Raw genomic sequence first — 22,812 nt, 5'->3', positions numbered from 1 at the left:
CTTCGCCTTCAGCGTCTGGAGTCTCCGTTGTTTCCGGTTCATCAGTATCTTCGCCTTCAGCGTCTGGAGTCTCCGTTGTTTCCGGTTCATCAGTATCTTCGCCTTCAGCGTCTGGAGTCTCCGTTGTTTCCGGTTCTGATGTTGGTGAAGTGGTAGACGATTCAGCTTGGCGACTTAATGCTACACCTAATACTAAAGGACCGGGGCGATCGCCTTCTTGTTCGTTAAACTCCAACGGTTGTTGTTCTGGCGTATTTTCCGCCCAACTTTGGGGGTTTGTGATCACTAGAGGGGTTTCCTGAATCCCTTCTACAGGTTGCGTGTCCACGGGTTGCGCTAAGGGATAAATTGAAAAGCCAGTTCCAAAATCTTGGGTAATTGGATGATCGCCATACTGAGTCACCAAAGGGGTTGCTGGACCCAAACCCACTAACCTCCCTTGACCCGACGCATCAATCACAATCTGATTAGTCAACATCACTCCCCAATCAGAGAGTAAAGGTTCTAATCCGGGATTAGTATCGGGATCTATCATCACCAACAAACTCCCCCCATCAGCCAAATAGTCTTCTAACGCTTGCACTTCCGGTTCAAACAGCGCTCGTTTCGGTCCAGCGATTACGATTAAAGAAGCATCATCGGGAACGGCTGGCTGTTCAGCGAGATTCAGGGGTTCGACGGTGAAGTTTTTTGTCTCTAACGCACTTACAGCTTGAGATAATCCACCTTCGTCTGACGCTTCTAAAAGGCGTTCACCATGACCTTGGAGAAAATAGACCTTATCCGTGCGATCGCCAGTGATGCGTTCAATTGCATTGGTTAGTTGAACTTCCGATAACCGTTCCCCTTGGCTAATGGTTTGGACTAACTCGCGTTGATTCCCATACTCTAAATAAACCTCCCCTATATAATTTACATTAAACTTTTGGGCTAATTCAGGTTGTAGCTGGGGGTCAACAAACTCAAATTCTAAATTTGATCCATAGCGGCGGTAGTTTTCCAAAAGTTCTTGATCAGCGGGATTAGCAGGACTCTCAAACACCCAAACTTTCACCGATTGATCTAAATTTCTCACCACCTGCTGTGACTGGGGTGAAAGGGTAAATAGTTGATTTTCGGTTAAATCAATTTGTACCCCATAACGTACTCCTAAAAAGTTAATTAACCCGATAATCACAAACATAGCTAATGTCGCGATTATCGCATTTGTCCCCACCTGGGTAGAACGGCGTCCCCAAAAACCAGGAGCGATTTGATCCAGAAGTAGTAACCACAAGCCTATGATTAATAGCCCCGCAATTAGCAGCGCTAAGGATACAGGAGACCACTCACCCGCAACTTCTTGGGCGGTAATTCCCATAATTGTCAGGATCGGTCCGAACCAAAATAGATATTTTAAATGCGTCCACTTAATCGGCTTTGTTGTCATATCAAGATGAATGATACTGATTTAAAGTTGGTGGGCAATGCCCACCCTACGGTTTATCTTCGCGAGGATAACAAAGGACAAATGACCAATGACCAATGACCAATACATTAAGATCGCTGAAAGCGGAAAGCTTCAATAGACTGAGCGGTGAGGAATATGCCCAAAAAGATATAACTAGCAAATAAAATAAGACTACTGGTATCCAGAACACCCCGAACCAAATTGGTATAATTCTCCATCAACGATAAATAACCTAACGCTTCCCCAAAAGCACCACCGATAATATTAGCAATTAAATCAATTACCCAGAGGAACAATATCAAAACAAACGTGAGGAAAGCTGCCAGGATTGAACTATCGGTTAACGAGGAAATAAACATTCCCAGGGAAAGCACCGATGCGGCGAGTAAAATTAATCCAGCATGGGCTAATAACGGAACCCACGGTTGAATGGGTGGATTGGCGGCATTAAAGGCGATGACTTCATACAGGAGTAACGGTAGCACCATAATTGTAAAGAAGGTTAGCACGCCTAATAGTTTGCCCACGGCTACCGCCCAATTCGTCACTGGCGAAGTTGCTAGCAATTCTAACGTTCCCCGCTTCCGTTCCTCCGAATAGAGTCCCATCGAGAGAATGGGGAGAACGAATAAAATCAGAGAACCCATGACACTCAAAAACATATTCAAAAACTCATACGCCACATCCACAGGTGGTGTAGGCATTCCCAGTTGATCGCGTTGCGCGACTTGCTGAATAATCCCATCGGGACTTAATAGAATCCACACGAAAAAGAACCCCGACAATAGCCAGAAAAACCCAGCCACTATATAAGCCAAAGGTGAAGCAAAATAACCCTGCAATTCCTTGCGAAAAATTGCCACAATATTGCCAAAGAGTATACGCATTAACGATCTTCTCCTGATTGGGGAACGTCTGATTCAGGGACTTTTGATTCAGGGACTTGGGATTGAGAAACACTGGATTCAGGGACTTCTGATGGAGAATCAGAGATCGGCGATTCAGCTAAATTGTTCCCTGTCTCTATTTCCAGGTTCTCAGCCCTCCGTTCCTGAGTCGTCAGTTCTAAAAAGACATCTTCCAGGGTAGCGCGAGTGCGGCGCATTTCATGCAATCCGATCCCAGCACCTACGGTTACAGCCGCAATATCTCGTCCCGGATCAGTACCTGGTACTGTCACAATCCGAATTAAGGAGCGATTTGGGGGTAACTGTTGAGTGGGGACAATTTCGACTAAGCAGACTCCCTGCAACACTTGTAATAGCTTTTGCAGTTGAGTTGCATCCCCATCCACTTCTAACTCATAGCCCGCCCCTCCCGTCAATTGCGCCATCAAGTTTTCTGGGCTATTGGTGGCGACGATTTTACCTCGGTTGATAATGGCGACGCGACTACAGGTCATGCTCACCTCTGGCAGAATATGAGTAGACAGGATAATTGTATGTTCACCTGCAAGGCTTTTGATCAAGTTGCGGACATCAATTATTTGCCGAGGATCAAGTCCGACGGTGGGTTCATCTAGGATAATCGCCGGTGGATCATGGACGATCGCTTGAGCAATTCCGACTCGTTGACGAAATCCCTTGGAGAGTTTGCGGATCAAGACTTTGCGCTTTTCCACTAGGTTACAGCGTGCGATCGCCATCTTCACCCGCTTAGTGCGATCGCCTGCGGATACCCCTTTGAGACGAGCGACAAAGTACAAGAATCCCTCAACCGTCATTTCCGGGTAAAGGGGAGGGGTTTCCGGTAAATAGCCGATGCGTTGGCGCACCGCCAGAGAATTTTCATGGACATCATACCCAGCAATTCGGGCGGTGCCACTGGTGGCGGGTAAATATCCGGCTAAAATACGCATGGTGGTCGTTTTACCCGCACCATTTGGTCCGAGAAATCCCAGGATTTCCCCCGGTTCCACCTTAAAACTGACATCCTGAATAGCTGGAGTGACGCCATAGAGCTTGCTCAGACGATCCACTTCGATCATAAAGATTCCACTGGAGAGGATTGATATTTTTTTAGGCTAACGTTTATCAATCATACATAGTCCGACTACTGATCAACTGTAGGGGCGGGTTTAGGGAATCTGTAGGGGCGGGTTTAGGGACTAAATTCATCTATTCACCACTAACGGAATAACAAAACCCGCCCTCCCCACCACTAACGGAACAACAAAACCCACCAGATTGCTAACCGCGATCGCACCTCAAAAATGTTGGGGTGAAAGGGTGGCGCATTTTGGTGAGCAAGTTTCGGTTTGAGAGAATCGGGCATGGCAATGCCATGCCCCTACATCAGGGATAATTGACGGGGTAGGGGCACGATATTATCGTGCCCTAATCTAGCGAAATTTAAGATCCACGCCAGCCCTCACCCCCAGCCCCTCTCCCAACCCCCCTCGTTCCCCCCTACAAGAGGGGGGATGACAGAGGATGCTTCGCTTTTTTTGCACGGGAGAGGGGAGCAAGAGGGGAGCAAGAAAATCCGATCCCCCAATCCTAACTGTAGGTTAACAGCCGCTAATTTTAATTGAGGCAGATGATTGTCCGGTGTAGAGACGCGCCATGGCGCGTCTCTACCGATTTGATGCTGTTGATGGGCATAAACCGCTAAAACAAAGGAGACATTTGCCGCTAAATCTGGCGCTAACGTCTCCCCTCGTTCCTGCAATTCCTGTCGCGCTAATACTAATTCCTGATACGCTTGGGGATGAGTACCGCTAAACCTTGACCAATCCGTTGTCACCAAAGCCGCCTCGAATACCGCCTCAGTCTCCCGCCACAGCCGTGCGAGTAATTCTTCTGTGGATACCCGAAAACCAATCAGCGTCGCCCAATTATAGAAATCCGGCGCAATCCGAATTATATTTCGCAACACATCATCCGTCACCCAGATAAACACTGGAAAGACAAACGACTTGCCAAACTCATCCCGCATCTGATTACTCGCCGACAGCAAACCGGGCAAATCCTGCACCTGTTCCAATCCCACCACCATCAACGCCGAGGTTTCGCGATACGTTCCTTCGGAACACGCTGCGCGATCGCCAAATTCTGTTTTAATTTTGGTATACAGCCTTTGCTCGTCCGCCGCCAGCCGCAACACCTGAAACGCCACCGGAGAATCCCGGCGCAACCGTTCCAGCATTTCCTCCCGCAACCTGGCATAATTGCAGCGCACCAGAACCAGGGAGAATCGGCGTCTACTGACAAACCGCATTACCCGGATTAAAGACTGCAACGCGCGATCGTTTTCAGCAGCGATAGATTCAGGATGATCAGAATGAGTCATAACTGAGACGAAACATAGACCGAGTGCGATCGCATACCGCTCAATTTAATTGTAGGGTAGGTAGGGGAGAGGGGAGTAAGAGAATCCGGTTCCCCTTCTCCCATGCAACAAAAGCGAAGCATCCTCTGTCATCCCTCCTCGCAGGGGGGAACGAGGGGGGTGAGAGAAGGGGTTAGGGGATGAGGGGGAAAATGTCAAGGAGTAGATAGACACAGCTTAAAACCTTGCCAGCAACCCTACTCAATCGCCTGTTGTAGGATTACTTTATTCACCGAAGCCTCAAAAGTTTCCAGGGATGCAAGATTCGTCGCCAATAATTCCTCTACCATAGCCGCCACCTTCCCAGAGACAAGATCACGCCAAGCCTGACGCTGTAGGGAATGTCCATCTTGCTTACACCATTGTGCGATCGCCTCCGATAAATCTTCTATCGTATTGGGTAACGGTTCAATCAACTCAGCCAACTCAGCCAAGTCTTGCGGCGAAAAGAGCGATCGTTGATCCTGTAACAATTCAATAAACGCCACAACATTTTGTTCAGCAAATAACTGTGTGGCTGGTTGAACCACTTCCCCAGGCAAATCCAATCCTTCAGCAATCATCTCCACACTCAAACCCAACTGCATTAGGCGGTGTATGGCTTTTAACTTAGCTTTTTGTTCACCTTCTGCAAACCCTTCTTGCTTCGCTTCTTGATAAACCTTGGTTTGTTTGAGTTCACTTAACCCGAACATAGCTTGTATCTCCTCTCGGCTTTTTTGCGGTAATTTGTAAACGATGATTGTCTCGATTAAATCAATCAGATTCCGTTTGGTCGTCTCATCGGTTATCTGAACTTGGGCTTGTTCAATCAAGCGCCTTGCTTGTTCTGGGGATTGGTTGATCAGTTCAAAGAAGATACTGGGGAACCCTTTAAACAAGCGATAAAAAATGGTGTCGGTTTTCACGCACTCCTTAGGCTTTCTCTCACACAGTTGACAACTGATACTGTGTCACCCCAGAGGCGAAAAATTCCTATCAAAAATATATTGACAAATCAAACAAATTATGAATTGAATAGGGCAGACGACCTAATCGCACCTGTGGATGTAGCTGACTTTTCACGGGAAGTCTACAAACTATTGTAGAGACGCGCCATGGCGCGTCGGGGCGGGTTTAGTTACATCTGGGTGCAACCGAAAAGATAGTCGTGAAACCCGCCCCTACACAATTCACACTCACGTTGCACCAGATACCGTGAAAAGTCAGGTGGATGTAGGGGCGACCCGCCTGCATCAATTAACAGACCACTCCACTCAATTAGGTCGGGTCGCCCTTTATTCAATAATTAGGTGGACTCGCTTCGCGAGAAGCAAGCTACGTCATTCGTCATTTGTCCTTTGTAAAAGTTTGAGTCTTTTGGGCAAAACAAGCATGGGCGTACTGTTTTCTTTTGTCCGACTACTTACAACAAAAACGCTGAAACTTTTCCGTTTCCCTTAAAACTGGATTCACCGCAAACCATCGCCCTTGTTCATCTTGATATTCAAACACAAACAAACTCCGTAAAAGGGTATCATGTCCCTCCTCCCCACTCACATTTTGTTGTTTCACCACGTCTGCTAGTAATTCCCATTCATTATCAGTAATTGCCGAGACTAAACGATCCCGATAGTTACGAATCGCACGTTCTATTGTATTTCGTGATAAGGGTGTATCTTCTTCTTGGAGACAGGTATAAATTATCCCCAAGAAGTTTCGCACATGACCGCCACTAATGCGACATAAACGGTCTAAGATTTCTGGACTATCAAATACCACGATCTACAAATAAGTATTCCGGTTGCGTGCGTCCACCCTCATTACGTCGATCTTCCACCCGATCCAAATTATCAACAATTACCACTAATCCTTTCTTCCCTTGGCGTTGCAACTCTTGATTTGCCCGTGCCAAGATTTCTTCATTTAACGACTCTAAAATCCCACTGGTGCGCGGTTCTAGATACTGACGTAAACGACTTCGTAAACTAGGGCTGGCTTTCGTTTTAGCGGTAATTTTGCCCAATTTCATCGGTAAGGGCAAATTGGCTTCGGCAGATAATTCCAGTGGTGTCTGCAAAAAATCAACCATTTCTTGCCAGCGATCGGCAAAATACCTCGGTTTAAGCTGAATTCCTACTTCTGCCAAGCTTTCCGTCACCTGACGGATAATTGCCAATAAAATATCACTAATATCCACATCTGCCATATCCAAGTCTTGGGTAGACTCAAAATAGACGACATGAAAGCCTTGTGCCTCTAAGTCAGCTTGTAACCGCCGTAACTCTGTAGACTTGCCACAGCCAATATGTCCCGTAAACAGTTGACAAGTCGGTTGATTAAGACGCGATCTTAAAACAATCGTCCGTTGCAATGCCTCAATAATCTTACCGCCCCGAACTGAGGCAAAATCAATATAATACTGACGATCTTCAGGATTCGCGATCGCGAGGGTTTTACTCGGATCACAGGCGTCAAAGAATCTCAAAAAATCTAATTCCATCAGGGATTAAAATTAAAGGCTCAAACAAGGAAAGCTAACCGAATGAAGGGCTAAAGCCCTGACTACGAACTATGAAATGTATCAGCGATAATCTTGAGCAAAATGGATCAGGGTTTGTCGATAAAACTCTGGCATTCCGGTATCAAAATATTGTCCCTTGACCCAATATCCGATCAATCCCTCCTCTTGGCGTAATGTATCAAGACTTGTGGTTAACTGAAATTCACCCTTATATCGTTGATTCTGATTAATACTGTCAGCCAGAATATCAAAGATTTTCGGCTTGAGGACATATATGCCAAAAATCCCTAAAAACTTATCCTCCGCCATCCCCTCCACACGTAAGTGCGATCGCGCATAGTCCAGATCCGGTTTTTCACAGACTTGTGTCACCGTTAAAATAGAATTCATCTCCTGCCAAACCCCAGTCACACAACCGGCTTTATGGATAATATCGGCAGACATTTCTGTCAAACCAATCACACTTTGACCCGTTTTTTCATAAATTTCTAGCACCTGACGAGTACAAGGAATTTCGGTATCTGAAGTATAAACATGATCGCCAAGTAACAGCAAAAAAGGCTCTTGATTCACCCAATCCTTGGCACAGAATACCGCATGACCATAGCCTTCTTGCTCATCCTGGGTTAAAATAGTAATCCGCTCTCCTAACTCTTGCAGATACTGACAATAGTCCTGATTTGAACCAGAGAGTTTGTCCCAGAGTTCCTGTTTCGGGGGAGTTTTAAAGAACGCCTCAAAAATTGCGCGATCGCTCGGTTGCACCACAATCCCAATTTCTTCGATACCGCCACGCCTTGCTTCCTCCACAATCGCCAAAATCACTGGCTTCGTCCGCCCATCGCGATCGATAATTGGAAATAGTTCTTTTTTCACCACCTTTGTAGCTGGAAACAGGCGAGTACCAAATCCGGCGGCGGGAATTACGGCTTTACGAACAATCTGGCTGGACATGATCTAAATTATGAATCAAGATAAGACAATCTATTTAAAAAATTAGTTTTAATCCTTGACAATGCCATTGACAACCACAAACGCACTCAAAGAATGGGCGGTTGCCGTTGATGCCTTAGAACAGGGTAAGACGATTATGCTACTGCGTAAAGGCGGCATTCGGGAAGAAAACAATCGCTTCCACGTCACTTACAATCCGGTTTTACTTTATCCTACCTACGAACATCAACAGCCTCATTTACTCAAACCCGATTATGCCTCTCAGGTAACACCTGTTGCCTCAGGTTGGCATCCACAAACGGTACAGATTGGCAGTTGGGCAACCATTACTGATATCTTTCAAATCAGCACTCAAGCCGCAGTAGACGCCCTGCTACCCTACCACATCTGGAACGAACAATTTGCCAGTGGGCGTTTTAAATGGAAGCCACGTCAACCGTTATATGTCCTCCTACTACGAATCTACAAGCTCCCCTCGGTTCAACGTCTACCCTATCGTTCTGAATACGGCGGCTGTCGTTCTTGGATTAATGTAGCTGAACCCATTTCTCTAGAAGGTGCTGTACCCGTTGTTAATGATGCCAACTATAGCCAGCAAACGGCACAAATCCGTCAGATTCTGGAGTCAGGGTGTAGGGTGTAGCTATGAAATTGTTGAAGAGGCTCAAAAACCTAATAGTTCGTAGTAGGGGCTTTAGCCCCTAATTTCTTATGTTTTTTTGGTTTATGGCTAATCTACCCAATTAGGTGTGCCACGAAATAGGCTGATTGAGAATAGTGCAAGATGTGAGTCAATGAACAATCAACACTGAACAATCAACCCAAAACACGCATTAGCTCAAAATCCGTAGCTCCACCGAGCGCGATGCCCTCTCACATCAATATGGGTAAAAGAGCTAGCACTGGCTAATCCACCCCGACTTCCCCACCAGGATTCTAGGCGCTGATTAACTTGGGGTGGAGAGATTCCTTGAACCACAAAATCCACAGCATCACCAACTAAATGCCTGGATTTTGTTGCCCCTCCGACTTTACGATTAGTTACTGGATCACGATACCAAGAATTTATGGTAATCGGACGAGCGCCCAAATATTCTCTGACTTCTTCCATCACATGAGCCACTCTCAAAATTCCCTCAACCACCTCATTATTAACGGGAATCCTTGAGCCATTCATTGTCGCTTCCGCCCAACTAAAGTGTCCACCTTCGAGAATTGGATTTCCCAGATAGACTGTTCCTAATTTGGGTACGGTGATGGGACGTCCTTTATTAGAGGAAGCAATTTTAGTTTCGGGTTCTTCTGCTTTATCGCTGGGGCGATTATTCGGTTCCGTTCCCTGAATTTCGATATGTTCTTTGAAAACATACCAATCACTCTGATTATTCTGCCCTAACAAAACCCCATCCGGTAACAGGACTTTGACGTGTCCTCCCTCAGAGGGATCATCCTCAATAATTTCCAGGCGAGTACCCCCTTTTACCGTGATTTTTTCTTCTGGCTTCAGCCGAAATGATTGATCTGGTCGCGCTTTAAATACTGTATCGGATAAGACCTTGATTGTAATGCCTGTTCCTGGTTTAGGGATATCAATGATTTTCTGGGACTGGAGATAGTAAACAATCGCCGCTGCGCCAATGCTGTTAGATGGATGCTTCAGAACAGTGGTACCACCCCAAACCCACTCGGATTCATCTCCAACTCCATGTCTAAATCCATTCCACAAGTCAAACCCCCACAGATAAGCACCGAGGGTGCGAGTTCGGGCTTTATGGAACTCCTTAGCCAATAAAATTTCTGTCACTTTTTTCACAAATAAGTCAGGTTCGCGGAGGTTCCACTCACTGTAGTGAAGAACCGCTGCAAACCACCACGGAATGCCTGTCGCTTGTTCAACGGTTTCATAGTGTTGTCGCAGATCCTTCATTCGCTCAACAATTTGCTGAACTTCGGATTCTTTCTCTTTTTGTAAGTTACAGGTCAGGAAGGCTTTTTCGTAGTCAGGTAAGAGTGTCTTGAGGCGAAAGTCCATAGTTTTGTTTAGCCCTTTTGGAACAATTAACTCTAGTTAATATTTTACTCTGCTCTAATTGAGTCTGGTACGGTTTCGGGGGGTAAACGTCCCTTTTTATGAGGATTTCAGCGTTTTTAAAGGGATGATGAATTTACGCCCTACAGCAAGCTGTCATGCTTTTGATTTGATAGGTAAGGCTGAGGCGAAAGTAGACGGAGAAAGGTTTTGAGAGCTATCTGCAAAACTTAATACAGTGCGGTTTTCTTTTGTCCGACTACTTATCACTCCTTTTTTGTCAGACTAACGCTGAAAAATGACCCCGTTATCACTATTCTTTTTTTAAAGCTCCTAGTCCCCACAAACAGATACCATATATACCTAAATAAGCCCAAAGTTCTAATTCACCACTAACGAGCAACCAAGTCATCACTAAAGGAAACGTTATGGCTAGCATGATCACGGCAGTATCATAGTCTAAATTCATTGCTTTTATGTGGATACACCATGCTATTTTTGGCGTCTAAATTGCTAATACTAATGTAGCAATACTAATATAGCTTACGGTTTTCCTTGGTGTCAGAAGATTGGGTCGAGGGTGGAGGGTGTGGGAAAAATCTCCTGATGGGATGACAAGCAACTTGAACTCTAGTTGAAAGCTGTCATGCATTTAAATTGGGTATTAGTAGCGAGCTTTCTGGCTCACATTGAACGTGATTTCGTCATTATTGACATTCAGGTTTAAATGCCGAACAGCTTAGCTTACACTAATTTCTGAATTTGTTCTGGGGTGATCTGCTCAACATTGCTAAAAACTTGAGCCGCCCCTGCTTTTTTTAAGGTTTGTTGATAAGCCTCACGGCGTTCTGATGTTTCCTGAACATGGGGCGGGAGAACACCAACACCAACCCAGGTTCTGTCTGGATGAAGAGTTTTGGCTGCTTTAACCGTGTACATATCTGCCACAGTATCTCCTACATAGATGGTAGGCAATGGTTGCTCAATTTGGTGCTGTTGCTGAAGCTGGTTAATTACTGCCAATAATCCTGTCGGATCAGGTTTACCGGGGGCATCTTCCATCGCCACGAGTACGGGGGCTGGCAAACCGAGACGTGTTGAAAGAGCATAAAGTGCTTCATTTCGCGTTGCCCCACTAAAAAAGCCCCATAAAATATCGGCTGAGGTTAGATATTCGAGATACTTGGGTTCGAGGAGTAATGGTTCATCACAGATGTATCCTGTCCAATGATTTGGATCAGCGCCTCGGTAGCGAGCATTAAAAAAGGTAATTAGGTTATCATAATCTAGGGCAACCTGCGATCGCGCCTGACCTTGCTGCTCAAAGTGGCGATAGATGAGCTCTCGTGAGGCTTCCCAATCGTTGTTCCATAAGCCTTCGGATTTGAGGTGGTCAATCTCAACAGAAGACGGGCGATACACGCCAGCGGTAAAATGCTCGACTGTATCCGCGATCGCTCTCCGGTACGATCCACTCACATCCCGGATGACACCATCAATATCGAAAACGACAATCGCTAGTCTAGACCTTGATTTTGTTCTTGATTTTAAATTTGTCAATGTAAATACTCCCACGACTAACTCAGTTGCTTAAGCCGTGCAGTTTTATCCCCCGGATAAATCACGAGGGCTTTCACCAACGCTATCCTGTAGAATGATTGATTGTACATTAAGTATAAGATACCCGATCTATTGTTGGAGGTCTGTTTGTCTAAATTTATCTTAAAAGTTCTCTGGTTAGAAGAGAATGTGGCACTCGCCGTCGATCAAGTCGTGGGTAAAGGAACTAGCCCGCTGACATCCTACTTTTTCTGGCCCCGAAACGATGCTTGGGAACAAATCAAAAACGAACTGGAAGCCAAACATTGGATTAACGAAATGGATCGCGTTGAGTTGCTCAACCAAGCCACTGAAGTGATTAACTACTGGCAAGAAGAAGGAAAAAATCGTCCCATGAATGAAGCTCAGACAAAATTTCCAGAAGTCACCTTTACAGGTAGCGCCTAGAGTGTCGGTTCAGTCATAGTTCGTAGAGACGTTCCGGCGGAACGTCTCTACAACAGGGATAATTTTGTCGTTTGTGTTACAGTTTTTGAGAAATTCCGGCATCGATTTCGATTACCCGACTAGTAGAGACGCAGCATGCTACGTCTCTACATAACATCAAACCATACCACCCGCCGCTTGAAAGCGAGCTCTTGCTCTCTTTAAAGCTTGCGTGGCTTGAATTTTTTCTTGCCGATTCTCACTGGTTTGGACTTGGTTGAGACGTTCTTGGGCTTGAGAGAAAGCTTCTCGTGCGGCTTCCTTATCAATCGTCTCTCCCTGTTCTGCCCCATTAACCAGAATGGTTACTTCATCATTTTCAACTTCGGCAAATCCGCCCATCAGGGCAATGGGTATCCAGTCTTTACCCGGACGAACTCGCATCACACCAATATCCAGTGCTGACAACAGGGGGGCGTGACCTTTCAATATACCCAGTTGACCCGTCGTGCTGGGCAAAATTACTTCTTCAGCCTCAGAATCCCAGACAATTTTGTCGGGAGAAACAACTCGAACAGTTAAGCTCATAATGTGTTATTAGTCTTTTGTCATACTCAAGGAAGCGCTAATCAAGCTACCTCATGGGTCATTAGTCATCAGCTTAGAACAGCCTCATGACTAATGACTCAAAACTCATAAGGGATTACCCTTTCATCTTCTCAGCTTTAGCGATCACTTGATCAATATCACCGACCAGGTAGAATGCCTGTTCGGGCAGGTCGTCCAATTCTCCATTCAGAATCATTTGGAATCCCTTAATCGTTTTGTCAAGAGAAACGTACTGACCGGCTAAACCTGTAAATACTTCCGCCACAAAGAAGGGCTGAGACAAGAAACGCTCAATCTTCCGCGCCCGCGCCACCGTCAGACGGTCATCTTCCGACAATTCATCTAAACCCAGAATTGCAATAATATCCTGGAGTTCCTTGTAGCGCTGTAGGGTTGACTGAACCGCACGCGCTGTTTGGTAATGCTCTTCACCCACAATATTGGGTTGGAGCATCGTTGACGTTGAATCAAGGGGGTCTACAGCGGGGTAGATTCCCTTGGATGCTAAAGCACGAGACAATACAGTTGTCGCATCCAGGTGAGCAAAGGTGGTTGCTGGTGCGGGGTCGGTTAAGTCGTCGGCTGGGACATAGACCGCTTGAATCGAGGTAATTGATCCTTCTTTGGTTGAAGTAATCCGCTCTTGCAGTTGACCCATTTCTGTAGCCAATGTGGGCTGATATCCCACAGCCGAAGGCATCCGACCCAGGAGTGCAGATACTTCTGAACCCGCTTGCACAAACCGGAAGATGTTATCGATGAACAGTAGCACGTCTTGCTTGTTGACATCACGGAAATGTTCCGCCATCGTCAGCGCCGCCAGACCGACCCGCATCCGGGCACCGGGGGGTTCGTTCATCTGACCGTAGACTAGCGCTACTTTAGACTGGCTGAGATCTTCTTCGTTGATAACCTTTGACTCTTTAAATTCGTTGTAAAGGTCATTTCCTTCGCGGGTGCGTTCGCCCACACCACCAAAAACTGATACACCACCGTGAGCTTTAGCAATGTTGTTGATCAGTTCTTGAATGATAACGGTTTTACCAACACCCGCTCCACCAAACAACCCAACTTTACCTCCGCGACGGTAGGGCGCCAGCAAGTCTACAACCTTAATCCCCGTTTCAAAAATCGACGGTTTGGTTTCCAGTTCGGTGAATTTAGGAGCCGAACGGTGAATGGGGGAGCGCTCTTCGGTATTGACCGGACCCAATTCATCGACAGGCTCACCTAACACATTGAAAATTCGTCCCAGGGTAGCACCGCCGACGGGAACACTAATGGCGGTGCCAGTGTCTACGGCTTCCATCCCTCGAACTAAACCGTCCGTACCACTCATGGCAACGGCTCGGACTTGGTTATCACCGAGTAACTGCTGCACTTCGCAGGTTACGGCAACATCCTGTCCTGCTGCATTCTTACCTTCAATTCTCAAAGCATTGTAAATCCGGGGCATTTTGCCGCCAGGAAACTCAACATCGACAACAGGTCCGATGATTTGAGTAATAACGCCGGTGTTTGTTTTTTCTGTGGTGGCTACCATGCTTGCGTCTATTATATTCTGGGATAACGAGCGTGCTTCTGACTTCATAAAGCACTCAGGTGACAAAGGGCTTGCTATTTCTAGAAGCCCACACTATACTCCATCGAGTCAGTGTGTGGAGTTGTCACAGCTTAAGAGCTTAACAATACCGCTCTCTAGATTACCACTTATGGGTATCGCAAACCTAGTAGCCCGTGAGGAATTAGCTAATCACATTCAGTGTTTTTGTAAGTGAACTTGTTGTTTGCGTCTAAGCATTGTCCGAATCCCTAAGGTTGCCACTCCCAGCAGCCCGAGTAATCCGGATGGTTCTGGCACACTCTGGGGTTCTGGGTCATCTGGGGGAAATAAAGTTCCCGGATCAGTTACCGGGCCGTCTGAGGGGAATTGGGGTTCATCAGAGGGATCGTCATTCGGTTCAGGTTGAGGATTTAGTTGTGGTGGTTTTGTTCCGAGAGACTTGCCCTTGATTAGTACAGCAGCGTCTAATATACCATCACCCCAATCAGCAACATTAACCCTTATCGTATTTCTGTCATTTTTAATCAGCTGACCCTCAAAGGTCAAATTTTTGGTATACCCATCCAGCTTCGTATTCACACCAGACCCTACAGGATTATAAATAAAGTCAGGATGATATGAGGTCGGGTCGTTGGGATCAGGAACTAAATTGTTGATCGTAACAGGTTGACCATCGCTTAACCGCGCCAATGACTCTCCATTCAGAAACATCTTAAACGAGTCGTTGTACTCCGTCCCCCCAAATTCGACAAATTCTTCCGAGCCAAAGACGTATTCAAAAAATACCTTATCTACTGTGCTATCAGCATCAAAGCTCAATTCGAGTGTAATGGAGTCTCCTTCAAATCCGGCAAAGCCTGTCTCATTAAAAGGTCCTTGGGGATAAAAATCCGTGCTTAAGTCCGCCTGAGGATCTTTAAAGTTAGGAACTATCCCTCCATCTTTCGTATTGAGTCCGGGTAGTTGGTCAACTTTACCCGTACTTAAAACTATGCCCTCACCCAGACCAAAGGGATCGTCGCTGAAAAGACCAAAGGTTTCATTGTTGACGTTTCCCAGATCATCGTAAACCATCAAACCAAAGTTACTCAGTCCAGTTGTATCCCCTAACAACACATCAAGTAAATCTTGAGCATTGCCACCGGGCATAATTGTAAATGCCATGGCTGGCAGTCCCCCGAAGCTCAGAAGAGCTGTTGTTGCAATAGTGGTCATTGTCGTCTTGATTGGTAGAAGCCCCATTGTTTTTTCCTCCTTCAAGGAAAATAGTTGCACAGTCGTCTGGTTGATTTCAAGCTCTATGGCTTGTCTTCACAGAAATAATACACTAATGTAAAGTTATGTTAAAGCTCTAATATTAGAGGTTTTTATTATTATCTTCTATTTTACTATCTAAACAAAATAATTGATGGATCGCCTCTAATCGTTAAGCAGAAACCCATGGGGATCAGAAACCAACGGAAATCCTAATAGATTAGTATTTGCAGCCACCTTGTATGAGGAGGATTTGTGGAGGACGGTGGTTCAGCATTAAAACTGTATGCTAAAAAGACGTTATTTAACACATTGATTTCCAATACTAATATTTTACGCTAGTGCAAGAAGGCAGAAATAAAACTACGTCACTATCATGCAGAAAGCAGTTATCATTTGTCCTGGTATTCACAATTCACAGTTGACACAAGAGTTTTTAGTTGGGTTACAACGCTGTGACTCTGGCAATGTAGGGCCTGTTCAGCAAATGTTAATTTTTCCCAGCCACGAGTATCCTGCTTATTCAGCGATTCATATTTTGAACTATTTGCGGCGTCAGATTATCCCCGTGAACACCTCCCTTACTTTTATCAGTTTTAGCGCTGGAGTAGTCGGTGCGATTGGTGCAGCATGGGGATGGCAGATGGTGGGGGGAACCGTGAAAGCGCTGGTGGCGTTGGATGGGTGGGGTGTACCCTTATATGGAACGTTTCCCATTCATCGGCTGAGTCATGATTTTTTTACCCACTGGAGTTCCGCCTTATTGGGAAGTGGTGACAGTCGTTTTTATGCTGACCCCCCAGTGGAACATCTAACGTTATGGGAAAAGCCGGATAGATGTCCAGGGTGGTGGGTGCAACCAGTTAAGAATGGGGGAGAATGGCGACGTTATGTAACGGCGGCGGAGTTTGTGGTACAACTTGTGCAGAATTAGGAACAAGACTGGATGACAAACTATAACCGTGCGAAGCATATATCAATCTAATTGATTGACCGGAAACGCTCCCGGTTTCACGAGAATTGTTTTTGTTTTACCTTGACGATTCACTTCAATATCGAGATTCGCGCCCACTTCACTCGCTTCTACTTCTTCTTGTACATCCGAGGCAGTTTTAATCGCTTTTCCGCCAACTTTTTGAATAATATCACCCGGTTCAAGACCCGCTTGTTGAGCTGGGGAATTAGGAACGACGCGGACGATTAAGACACCTTGGTCTTGAGTCACTTTTAAACCCACATCTCGCTCCTGATTAATTTCTTTGCGTAACTCTGGGGTTAATGTTACCATCTGAATTCCCAGATAAGGATGGTCAACCCGACCTTTTTCAAAAAGCTGTTCAGCAATGCGTTGAGCGGTTTCAATGGGGATAGCAAAGCCTAATCCTTGAGCGTTGGCGCGAATCGCCGTATTAATCCCAATGACTTCACCATTGGCGTTTAATAAGGGTCCGCCGGAATTTCCAGGATTAATCGCCGCATCGGTTTGAATAAAGCTAACTCGTTTTTCCGGAACACCAACCTGAGAACTCGATCGCCCCAAAGCGCTAATGATGCCAACGGTTACTGTATTATCTAAACCCAGAGGATTCCCGATCGCGATCGCCCACTCCCCAGGAATCAACTCATCGGCTTTACCCAAGCGCACGGTGGGCAAATTTTCTGCCTCAATTTTAATGATCGCCACATCGGTTACTGGGTCTGCCCCTAATACTCGACCCTCTAACGTCCGTCCATCTTTCAGTGTAACCTTGACGATATCTGCCCCGTCGATCACATGAGCATTGGTAATAATTCTCCCATTTGACGCCAGAATAAAACCCGATCCCGTTCCCCGTTCCACACGAGGTTCCGGAACAGGCATCTCATTGCCAAAAAAGCGGCGGAAAAAGGGATTTCTAAACGGTTCGGGAACATCTTGGCTGATCTGACGCGCCGCATCAATCCTCACCACCGCCGGTCCAACTTTCTCTACCGCTTGGGCAATAAAATTAAGATTGGCGGGAGCGGGACGATTGGAGCGCCGAGTTGGGGATAAGGGTTCCAATACCGCCGGCACTGCTTCTGGGGGATTGACTCCTTGGGGTTCAGCCATAAGGTAGCGACTACCTAAAACCCCTGCACCACCGCCTAAGCCTAGCAAGGTCAGATAAACGGTTAGCTGCTTTAATGATAAACTCATGGTCTTGGAAACGGGTAGTTTTTGCAGGGGCTGACAAGCGCGATCGCAACTCACCATTTGTGCCAAGTTGCTGCCTTTAATTGTACAACCTTCCTTTTCAGAGTGCCTCTACCTTCCCCAGCTTCCCCAGTTCCCCCAGCTCCCCCAGCTTCCCCAGCTTCCCCAGCTTCCCCAGCTTCCCCAGCTCTCTCTGCTCTACCCGTTTCTACTGGGGAGAGATCATTGAGACCTGAGTATGTTGTCGCAGCGGAATTTCAATCACAAACTCACTGCCTTGCCCCGGTTCAGAATTACACTGAATATATCCCCCATGTTTTTCCACGACAATCTGATAGCTAATCGATAACCCTAAACCCGTACCTTTCCCGACTGGTTTCGTGGTAAAAAACGGATCAAATAGACGTTGACGCACGACCTCACTCATCCCCGATCCATTATCCGCAATGCGAACCACCACCCATTGATTCACCAACAATGATTTTGCCTGGGATTTAGGACGCTTCACCTCTTTAATCGCGGTCTGAATCACAATCGTGGGATAAGGATTAGAGGATTCTCCATTAGATAACTGAGCTTGAGCATTGACCCGTCTCAACTCTTCCAGCGCATCAATCGCATTACTCAATAGATTCATAAAGACCTGATTGAGTTGCCCTGGATAACATTCCACTAAGGGTAAATCCCCATACTCCTTCATCAACTCTACTTGAACCAAATGTGACGTGGCTTTGAGTTGATTTTGCAGGATCAATAGGGTGTTATCCAACCCCTCATGGAGATCCACCCATTTCATCTCCGCTTGATCCAAGCGGGAGAAATTCCGCAAAGACAACACCAAATTGCGAATGCGATCGGCACCCAGTTTCATGGAGTTAATCAGTTTAGGCAAGTCCGTTTTGACAAACTCTAAGTCAATGTCCTCGGTCGTTTCTTGAATTTCGGATACAGGCTGGGGATAATACTGCTCATAGAGTTCCAGCAGACCCATCACGTCCTGAACATACTGAGAAGCGTAAGCAATATTCCCGTAAATAAAATTAATCGGATTATTAATTTCGTGAGCCACCCCCGCAACCAGTTGTCCCAAAGACGACATTTTTTCGCTCTGAATCAACTGACTTTGATAAGAATGCAGTTGCTGGATCATGCGTGTGAGTTCGCGGGTTTGTTTTTTCAACTGGGCTTCACTTTGCCGCAGGGCTGTTTCTACCCGTTGGCGTTCTAGAATATCCTGTTGAAGCTGGACATTGGCTTGAGTAAGCTGTGCTGTGCGTTGTTCAACTTGAATTTTCAATTGGTCATGAGATTTTTGCAGGGCTAACTCCGCTCGCTGACGCTCCCCAATTTCATGGCGTAGCCGTTCATTCGTCTGGGCTAATTCCGATGTTCGTTCTTCCACCGCCTGTTGCAGTAGTTCGATTACCCCATACATTTCCACGGGGTTAAGCACTTGCAGCAGGCTGGTTTGGGAAACAATCCCCACTAATTCTCCCTGATTGCCGCGAACAACCAACCGTCGCACCCGATGCTGCTGCATTTGTTCATGGGCGAGCCACAAGGAATCCGAGGGACTCAGACAAAATAAGGGTGTACTCATCACCTCTTGAGCCTTCAGGCGCGATAAATCTAGTTCTAGTGCCTGAAACTGTACAATATCGCGTTCCGTGACAATACCCACGGGAATCAGGGACTGAGAATAAAGGATTGGACATGAGCAAGAGGCTTTAGTCAAAGGAGCCGAACATCCGGCTGGCGTGAGGGCGGCTTGTTCACCAGGCTGAATTTCCGAATCTCTGACTTGAGTAATCACCACGCAACTGACTTGATGCTCTGTCATGAGCTGGGCTAACTGTAGCACCGCTGTAGTTACGGGTGCATAAATAACCGCTGTGGTCATCACATCTTGTACACAGCGTAATCGCGTCAGTAGATTAACGGGTTGCAGGGCTTTGCGAATACTCTCATGGGTGACAATTCCCATAGGTTGCCCTTGCTCATTGACAATCGGTAGGTGACGAATCCGATGCTGGCGTAAGAGTCCCAATGCGGTAAAGATATCGTGAGACGGTGACGGTTGCAGCGTAATCGCGGGTCGGGTCATGATTTCGGAAATATTGACCTGGCTTAAGGGAAGACCAGCCGCAGCTAACCTAACGATATCGCGCTCGGTGAATACGCCCACCAGTCGCCCTTCCTCCATCACCAATACACAACCCGCCGCCGTATTCGCCACACCAAACACGGCGTCTTCTTCCTGAGACAGGCAGGAAATTTGTGGGAGATTCGCTGGGATGTGACTCATGTCAGTTCCTAACGCTTGGCTGGGTAATCGACAACTGCGAAATCGACTCATTAGCGCCAAGACATCCACCAGGGGGGTATCTGGTGCGACGGTCAAAAAATGAGCATCAATTGCTGGTTCTAGAGCTAAGGAATGAAATGGCAGACCACTAGGCTGCATGAGCAATGTCTCTGGGGTGAAGATCGGCGTAGCTGGGCAGAATTACGGGGATGGTGACTGATTCAATAAAGCTTGACAGGTTGGCTTGGTTATGATATTTGGCTATTCGATAGCTATGACAGCTATCCACCTACCAAGGAGGAGCATCAGCTAGTAAATTTGACACTCCCCGGTCTCGCATACAGGGGGTTTCCCGCAACGGAGGAATTTTTATGAGAGTCGCACCCTGGAAGTCTTGAGAACTTCAGTTACTTGGTTTTACTGGCAATTTTACGCTGTTGTCTTCCTTTTTTCTGTCTATTTTTTTTAAGACTGCAATAAATCGTTACATTTATTGTAACAAATTGTTACATCATGCTCTCGTGAGTCATGCCAAGTTGCGACCAAAGATATAACATTCTCTCCCCCCGCTTCACCCACTCCCCTAGTTTCCCCAGCTCTTCCTATCCACTACGTTTAAGCGCAACTCGTTATCAGGATTGATTCAATGCCCCCTTACCAAAGAATTTTGGCGGTTCGTTTAAGGTATAGACTTGAGTTTCCTTTGCGATCGCACGACGGATATAGGCAGGGGTTTGTAACAGTCCTAATAACGCCACACCGTCGATTAGGCGCAAGCCGCCCGTTGTCTTGTCTTGCAGGTGTTGGTCAACGGTAGCCGGATTGGGTTGAGAATCAATGGCTTGGGCAGACGCGATCGCAAATCCCCAGGGTTCACCGTAGGTAGGGGTAAAGCAACAATAGGAATGTATATGGGGAAAAACGGAGTTTAGAGTGTTAACTAGACGAGCATGGGCTTTGACGGTAACAGGTGCAACGGGTCCAGCTTGTAGGACTAAAAACCCATTGGGTGTGAGAAGGCGCTGAACTTTCTCAAAAAACTCTTTGGTAAACAGTTTATAAGATGGTCCTTCTTCAATCGGATCAGACAGATCGGAGATGACAATATCCCACTGTTGCTCCATATTGTCTAAAATGTCTAGAGCGTCACCAATCACCAGTTGAGTTCGAGGATCATCAAAGGCATTTTGATGCATTTCTGGCAAGTGTTGTCGGCAAGCCTCCACAACCTCACCATCAATATCCACCATCATTACCTGCTCAACGGTTTTCCAACGTAGGATTTCCCGCACTGTTGCCCCTTCACCCCCGCCCAATACCAGAACCTTGCGCGGATTAGGATGACTAATCATCGCCGGATGAACCAGAGCTTCATGATAAATAAACTCATCCTCTGTACAGGATTGCCATTTGCCGTCTAAAACCAAGGCTTTACCATAGGCTCCTGTTTCCACAATATACATTTCCTGATAGGCTGTTTTTTTGTAAGCCAAAACCTTGGTAATCCCGTGACAATAGATATCCCAAGGCGTGATATATTCGCTTATCCACAAATCGGCATCAACCTGACTACCAGCCATACAGCCCCCTCCTTCCTAATTACATTACACCGATCGTCATTATTACAGAAATAAGCAATCGACAACAGGCAATGGGAGGATGTCAATGTTAAACTTTAGCTGATTCCACTTTAGCCAACGCTCTAAGCGGAATTGAACAATGTCAGAATTTGCTTGAACAGAGATTCATTGGCGCGATTTTTTAGAATAGCGTGAGCTAATTCAATAAACTTATGATCTTGTTTGTTGTTTTGTTCAACCAGTTTAGTAGCTGGATGAAACGTCAGGTCATTAGTGTCTAACTCATTCGTTTTTCCCGTTTGTAAACCCGAAAACCCCGGTTTCCAGGAGAGCGATTTACCCCGCAAGGTAAATTGAAACCACTCAATTTCGCCGTGGCGAAGTTCTACCACTACGTCAAAATAAGGTTCGCCTCCTTGATACCAAACTTTGGTAATCCCCTCTTTCGCTGGGCTTAATATCCCTGGATCGATCTGTCTGAGGGAAGCTCCTAATCGTTTAATTTCATCTTGATCCATCTGCGTCACGAGTTTGATTCTCAGCTCCCTGGTATGTCCGCATGAAGGTAAGCTGATCGCTAAAACTATATACTGGATACGCCAATATCGCCAATGACTCCGGACTTCTAGGTGGAGAGAGGAAATTTGCCGCCACCTATCAAGTGATTGATGTTGAACCTTTAGGATGCCCTCTGATTGAATCCTTGCTGACGTTTGAGGCATAGGATCAGCGCGATCGCTAACAGACCCATGACCATACCAGGTTCGGACACGCTGACGGAATTAGCATTGTTCGGCTGAGGGAGCTGTTCTTTTCCGTCTTCCACCTTACGGTCAAAACGATCATTTTCGGCTTCGGCTTTCTTGAGTGCCTCTCGCTGCTCATCATTGACGAGGACAATCATTGACGAATAGGGCGTCACCAATTTATGGGGTGAGTATCTGTAACAACATTTCTGCTCATCTCTACTCAAACATGGTCAAAATGAATAGCTATAGCCGTCTTTACGGTGAATGGGTGTGCAGTAATCCAATTTGATTGACCTCCTCTTTTTGTTGAGCACAAACTCGCC

20 protein-coding genes and 1 pseudogene are annotated in these 22,812 nt (G+C 46.3%); 3 read left to right on the top strand and 18 right to left on the bottom strand.

Annotated elements, in window-relative coordinates; genetic code table 11:
• The 7 genes and pseudogenes from RIG27_RS27700 to RIG27_RS27670 all read right to left on the bottom strand — a co-directional run.
• Positions 1-1,429 (bottom strand): Gldg family protein (locus tag RIG27_RS27700; RefSeq protein ID WP_446350363.1); only part of this gene is annotated, 1,429 nt, incomplete at its 3' end.
• Between the two features lie 107 nt (positions 1,430-1,536).
• Entirely contained in the window at positions 1,537-2,337 is an 801-nt protein-coding gene (locus RIG27_RS27695) for an ABC transporter permease (RefSeq protein ID WP_446349214.1), read from the bottom strand.
• Positions 2,337-3,437, bottom strand: a complete 1,101-nt coding sequence (locus tag RIG27_RS27690; RefSeq protein ID WP_446350362.1) for an ABC transporter ATP-binding protein — start codon at positions 3,435-3,437, stop codon at positions 2,337-2,339. Before RIG27_RS27690 ends, RIG27_RS27695 begins: the two co-directional genes overlap by 1 nt.
• A 383-nt stretch (positions 3,438-3,820) precedes the next feature.
• Positions 3,821-4,741: a hypothetical protein gene (locus tag RIG27_RS27685; protein WP_446350361.1), complete on the bottom strand. Its 921-nt coding sequence runs from the start codon at positions 4,739-4,741 to the stop codon at positions 3,821-3,823.
• A 236-nt stretch (positions 4,742-4,977) separates the two neighbouring features.
• Positions 4,978-5,688, bottom strand: coding sequence for a DUF2887 domain-containing protein (locus tag RIG27_RS27680; protein WP_446350360.1), 711 nt, complete (start codon positions 5,686-5,688; stop codon positions 4,978-4,980).
• Positions 5,689-6,181: 493 nt separating this feature from the next.
• Positions 6,182-7,262 (bottom strand): annotated as a pseudogene (locus RIG27_RS27675) (P-loop NTPase fold protein).
• Positions 7,263-7,343: 81 nt separating this feature from the next.
• Positions 7,344-8,237: a sugar phosphate nucleotidyltransferase gene (locus RIG27_RS27670; RefSeq protein ID WP_446350359.1), complete on the bottom strand. Its 894-nt coding sequence runs from the start codon at positions 8,235-8,237 to the stop codon at positions 7,344-7,346.
• Between the two features lie 61 nt (positions 8,238-8,298).
• Here RIG27_RS27670 and RIG27_RS27665 point away from each other — a divergent pair, with 61 nt between their 5' ends.
• On the top strand, positions 8,299-8,880 hold the full coding sequence (locus RIG27_RS27665; protein ID WP_446350358.1) for a DUF1802 family protein: 582 nt from the start codon (positions 8,299-8,301) through the stop codon (positions 8,878-8,880).
• Positions 8,881-9,075: 195 nt separating this feature from the next.
• Here the strand turns inward: RIG27_RS27665 and RIG27_RS27660 are convergent, their stop codons facing one another.
• The 3 genes from RIG27_RS27660 to RIG27_RS27650 all read right to left on the bottom strand — a co-directional run bounded on the left by RIG27_RS27660 (position 9,076) and on the right by RIG27_RS27650 (position 11,826).
• A complete protein-coding gene (locus RIG27_RS27660) occupies positions 9,076-10,269 on the bottom strand; it encodes a D-Ala-D-Ala carboxypeptidase family metallohydrolase (protein WP_446350357.1) in 1,194 nt (397 codons plus the stop codon).
• A gap of 310 nt (positions 10,270-10,579) precedes the next feature.
• Complete coding sequence (locus RIG27_RS27655) at positions 10,580-10,735, bottom strand: hypothetical protein (RefSeq protein ID WP_006103253.1); 156 nt, start codon at positions 10,733-10,735, stop codon at positions 10,580-10,582.
• Positions 10,736-11,010: 275 nt separating this feature from the next.
• On the bottom strand, positions 11,011-11,826 hold the full coding sequence (locus RIG27_RS27650; RefSeq protein ID WP_446350356.1) for a TIGR01548 family HAD-type hydrolase: 816 nt from the start codon (positions 11,824-11,826) through the stop codon (positions 11,011-11,013).
• 147 nt (positions 11,827-11,973) lie between these two features.
• On the opposite strand from RIG27_RS27650, the gene RIG27_RS27645 reads away from it, so the two are divergent.
• Positions 11,974-12,273 carry a 30S ribosomal protein PSRP-3 gene (locus RIG27_RS27645; RefSeq protein ID WP_446349194.1) on the top strand — a complete coding sequence of 100 codons (300 nt, stop codon included), beginning with the start codon at positions 11,974-11,976 and terminating at the stop codon, positions 12,271-12,273.
• A gap of 156 nt (positions 12,274-12,429) precedes the next feature.
• Here the strand turns inward: RIG27_RS27645 and atpC are convergent, their stop codons facing one another.
• The 3 genes from atpC to RIG27_RS27630 all read right to left on the bottom strand — a co-directional run bounded on the left by atpC (position 12,430) and on the right by RIG27_RS27630 (position 15,667).
• Positions 12,430-12,840 (bottom strand): ATP synthase F1 subunit epsilon, encoded by a 411-nt coding sequence (gene atpC, locus RIG27_RS27640; RefSeq protein WP_446349193.1) that lies wholly within the window; start codon positions 12,838-12,840, stop codon positions 12,430-12,432.
• 115 nt (positions 12,841-12,955) lie between these two features.
• Positions 12,956-14,404 (bottom strand): F0F1 ATP synthase subunit beta, encoded by a 1,449-nt coding sequence (gene atpD / locus RIG27_RS27635; RefSeq protein WP_446350364.1) that lies wholly within the window; start codon positions 14,402-14,404, stop codon positions 12,956-12,958.
• Between the two features lie 216 nt (positions 14,405-14,620).
• Positions 14,621-15,667 (bottom strand): choice-of-anchor L domain-containing protein, encoded by a 1,047-nt coding sequence (locus tag RIG27_RS27630; RefSeq protein ID WP_446350355.1) that lies wholly within the window; start codon positions 15,665-15,667, stop codon positions 14,621-14,623.
• A gap of 388 nt (positions 15,668-16,055) precedes the next feature.
• Between RIG27_RS27630 and RIG27_RS27625 the strand changes: the two genes are divergently transcribed.
• Complete coding sequence (locus RIG27_RS27625; protein ID WP_446350354.1) at positions 16,056-16,613, top strand: hypothetical protein; 558 nt, start codon at positions 16,056-16,058, stop codon at positions 16,611-16,613.
• Between the two features lie 42 nt (positions 16,614-16,655).
• Here the strand turns inward: RIG27_RS27625 and RIG27_RS27620 are convergent, their stop codons facing one another.
• From RIG27_RS27620 to RIG27_RS27600, 5 genes are all read right to left on the bottom strand, one after another.
• Positions 16,656-17,858: an HhoA/HhoB/HtrA family serine endopeptidase gene (locus RIG27_RS27620; protein WP_446350353.1), complete on the bottom strand. Its 1,203-nt coding sequence runs from the start codon at positions 17,856-17,858 to the stop codon at positions 16,656-16,658.
• A 205-nt stretch (positions 17,859-18,063) separates the two neighbouring features.
• On the bottom strand, positions 18,064-20,319 hold the full coding sequence (locus RIG27_RS27615; RefSeq protein ID WP_446350352.1) for a CBS domain-containing protein: 2,256 nt from the start codon (positions 20,317-20,319) through the stop codon (positions 18,064-18,066).
• A gap of 473 nt (positions 20,320-20,792) precedes the next feature.
• Positions 20,793-21,740 carry a polyamine aminopropyltransferase gene (gene speE, locus RIG27_RS27610; RefSeq protein WP_446350351.1) on the bottom strand — a complete coding sequence of 316 codons (948 nt, stop codon included), beginning with the start codon at positions 21,738-21,740 and terminating at the stop codon, positions 20,793-20,795.
• Between the two features lie 122 nt (positions 21,741-21,862).
• A complete protein-coding gene (locus RIG27_RS27605; RefSeq protein WP_446349243.1) occupies positions 21,863-22,258 on the bottom strand; it encodes a hypothetical protein in 396 nt (131 codons plus the stop codon).
• A 161-nt stretch (positions 22,259-22,419) separates the two neighbouring features.
• A complete protein-coding gene (locus tag RIG27_RS27600; RefSeq protein WP_446350350.1) occupies positions 22,420-22,662 on the bottom strand; it encodes a hypothetical protein in 243 nt (80 codons plus the stop codon).
• Positions 22,663-22,812 lie beyond the last annotated feature (150 nt).

This window comes from Coleofasciculus sp. F4-SAH-05 (genome assembly GCF_040222985.1).
Classification (GTDB): Bacteria; Cyanobacteriota; Cyanobacteriia; order Cyanobacteriales; family Coleofasciculaceae; genus Coleofasciculus; species Coleofasciculus chthonoplastes.
Note: the sequence above shows the minus strand (reverse complement) of the source record. Positions and strands in the feature narration are given on the sequence as shown.

What these genes read in the sequence shown, in the direction of transcription:
- RIG27_RS27695 (WP_446349214.1), bottom strand. Translation starts at nt 2,337, where the DNA reads ATGCGTATACTCTTTGGCAATATTGTGGCAATTTTTCGCAAGGAATTG.
- RIG27_RS27690 (WP_446350362.1), bottom strand. Translation starts at nt 3,437, where the DNA reads ATGATCGAAGTGGATCGTCTGAGCAAGCTCTATGGCGTCACTCCAGCT.
- RIG27_RS27685 (WP_446350361.1), bottom strand. Translation starts at nt 4,741, where the DNA reads ATGACTCATTCTGATCATCCTGAATCTATCGCTGCTGAAAACGATCGC.
- RIG27_RS27670 (WP_446350359.1), bottom strand. Translation starts at nt 8,237, where the DNA reads ATGTCCAGCCAGATTGTTCGTAAAGCCGTAATTCCCGCCGCCGGATTT.
- RIG27_RS27665 (WP_446350358.1), top strand. Translation starts at nt 8,299, where the DNA reads ATGCCATTGACAACCACAAACGCACTCAAAGAATGGGCGGTTGCCGTT.
- RIG27_RS27660 (WP_446350357.1), bottom strand. Translation starts at nt 10,269, where the DNA reads ATGGACTTTCGCCTCAAGACACTCTTACCTGACTACGAAAAAGCCTTC.
- RIG27_RS27655 (WP_006103253.1), bottom strand. Translation starts at nt 10,735, where the DNA reads ATGAATTTAGACTATGATACTGCCGTGATCATGCTAGCCATAACGTTT.
- atpC (WP_446349193.1), bottom strand. Translation starts at nt 12,840, where the DNA reads ATGAGCTTAACTGTTCGAGTTGTTTCTCCCGACAAAATTGTCTGGGAT.
- atpD (WP_446350364.1), bottom strand. Translation starts at nt 14,404, where the DNA reads ATGGTAGCCACCACAGAAAAAACAAACACCGGCGTTATTACTCAAATC.
- RIG27_RS27630 (WP_446350355.1), bottom strand. Translation starts at nt 15,667, where the DNA reads ATGGGGCTTCTACCAATCAAGACGACAATGACCACTATTGCAACAACA.
- RIG27_RS27625 (WP_446350354.1), top strand. Translation starts at nt 16,056, where the DNA reads ATGCAGAAAGCAGTTATCATTTGTCCTGGTATTCACAATTCACAGTTG.
- RIG27_RS27620 (WP_446350353.1), bottom strand. Translation starts at nt 17,858, where the DNA reads ATGAGTTTATCATTAAAGCAGCTAACCGTTTATCTGACCTTGCTAGGC.
- RIG27_RS27615 (WP_446350352.1), bottom strand. Translation starts at nt 20,319, where the DNA reads ATGCAGCCTAGTGGTCTGCCATTTCATTCCTTAGCTCTAGAACCAGCA.
- speE (WP_446350351.1), bottom strand. Translation starts at nt 21,740, where the DNA reads ATGGCTGGTAGTCAGGTTGATGCCGATTTGTGGATAAGCGAATATATC.
- RIG27_RS27605 (WP_446349243.1), bottom strand. Translation starts at nt 22,258, where the DNA reads ATGGATCAAGATGAAATTAAACGATTAGGAGCTTCCCTCAGACAGATC.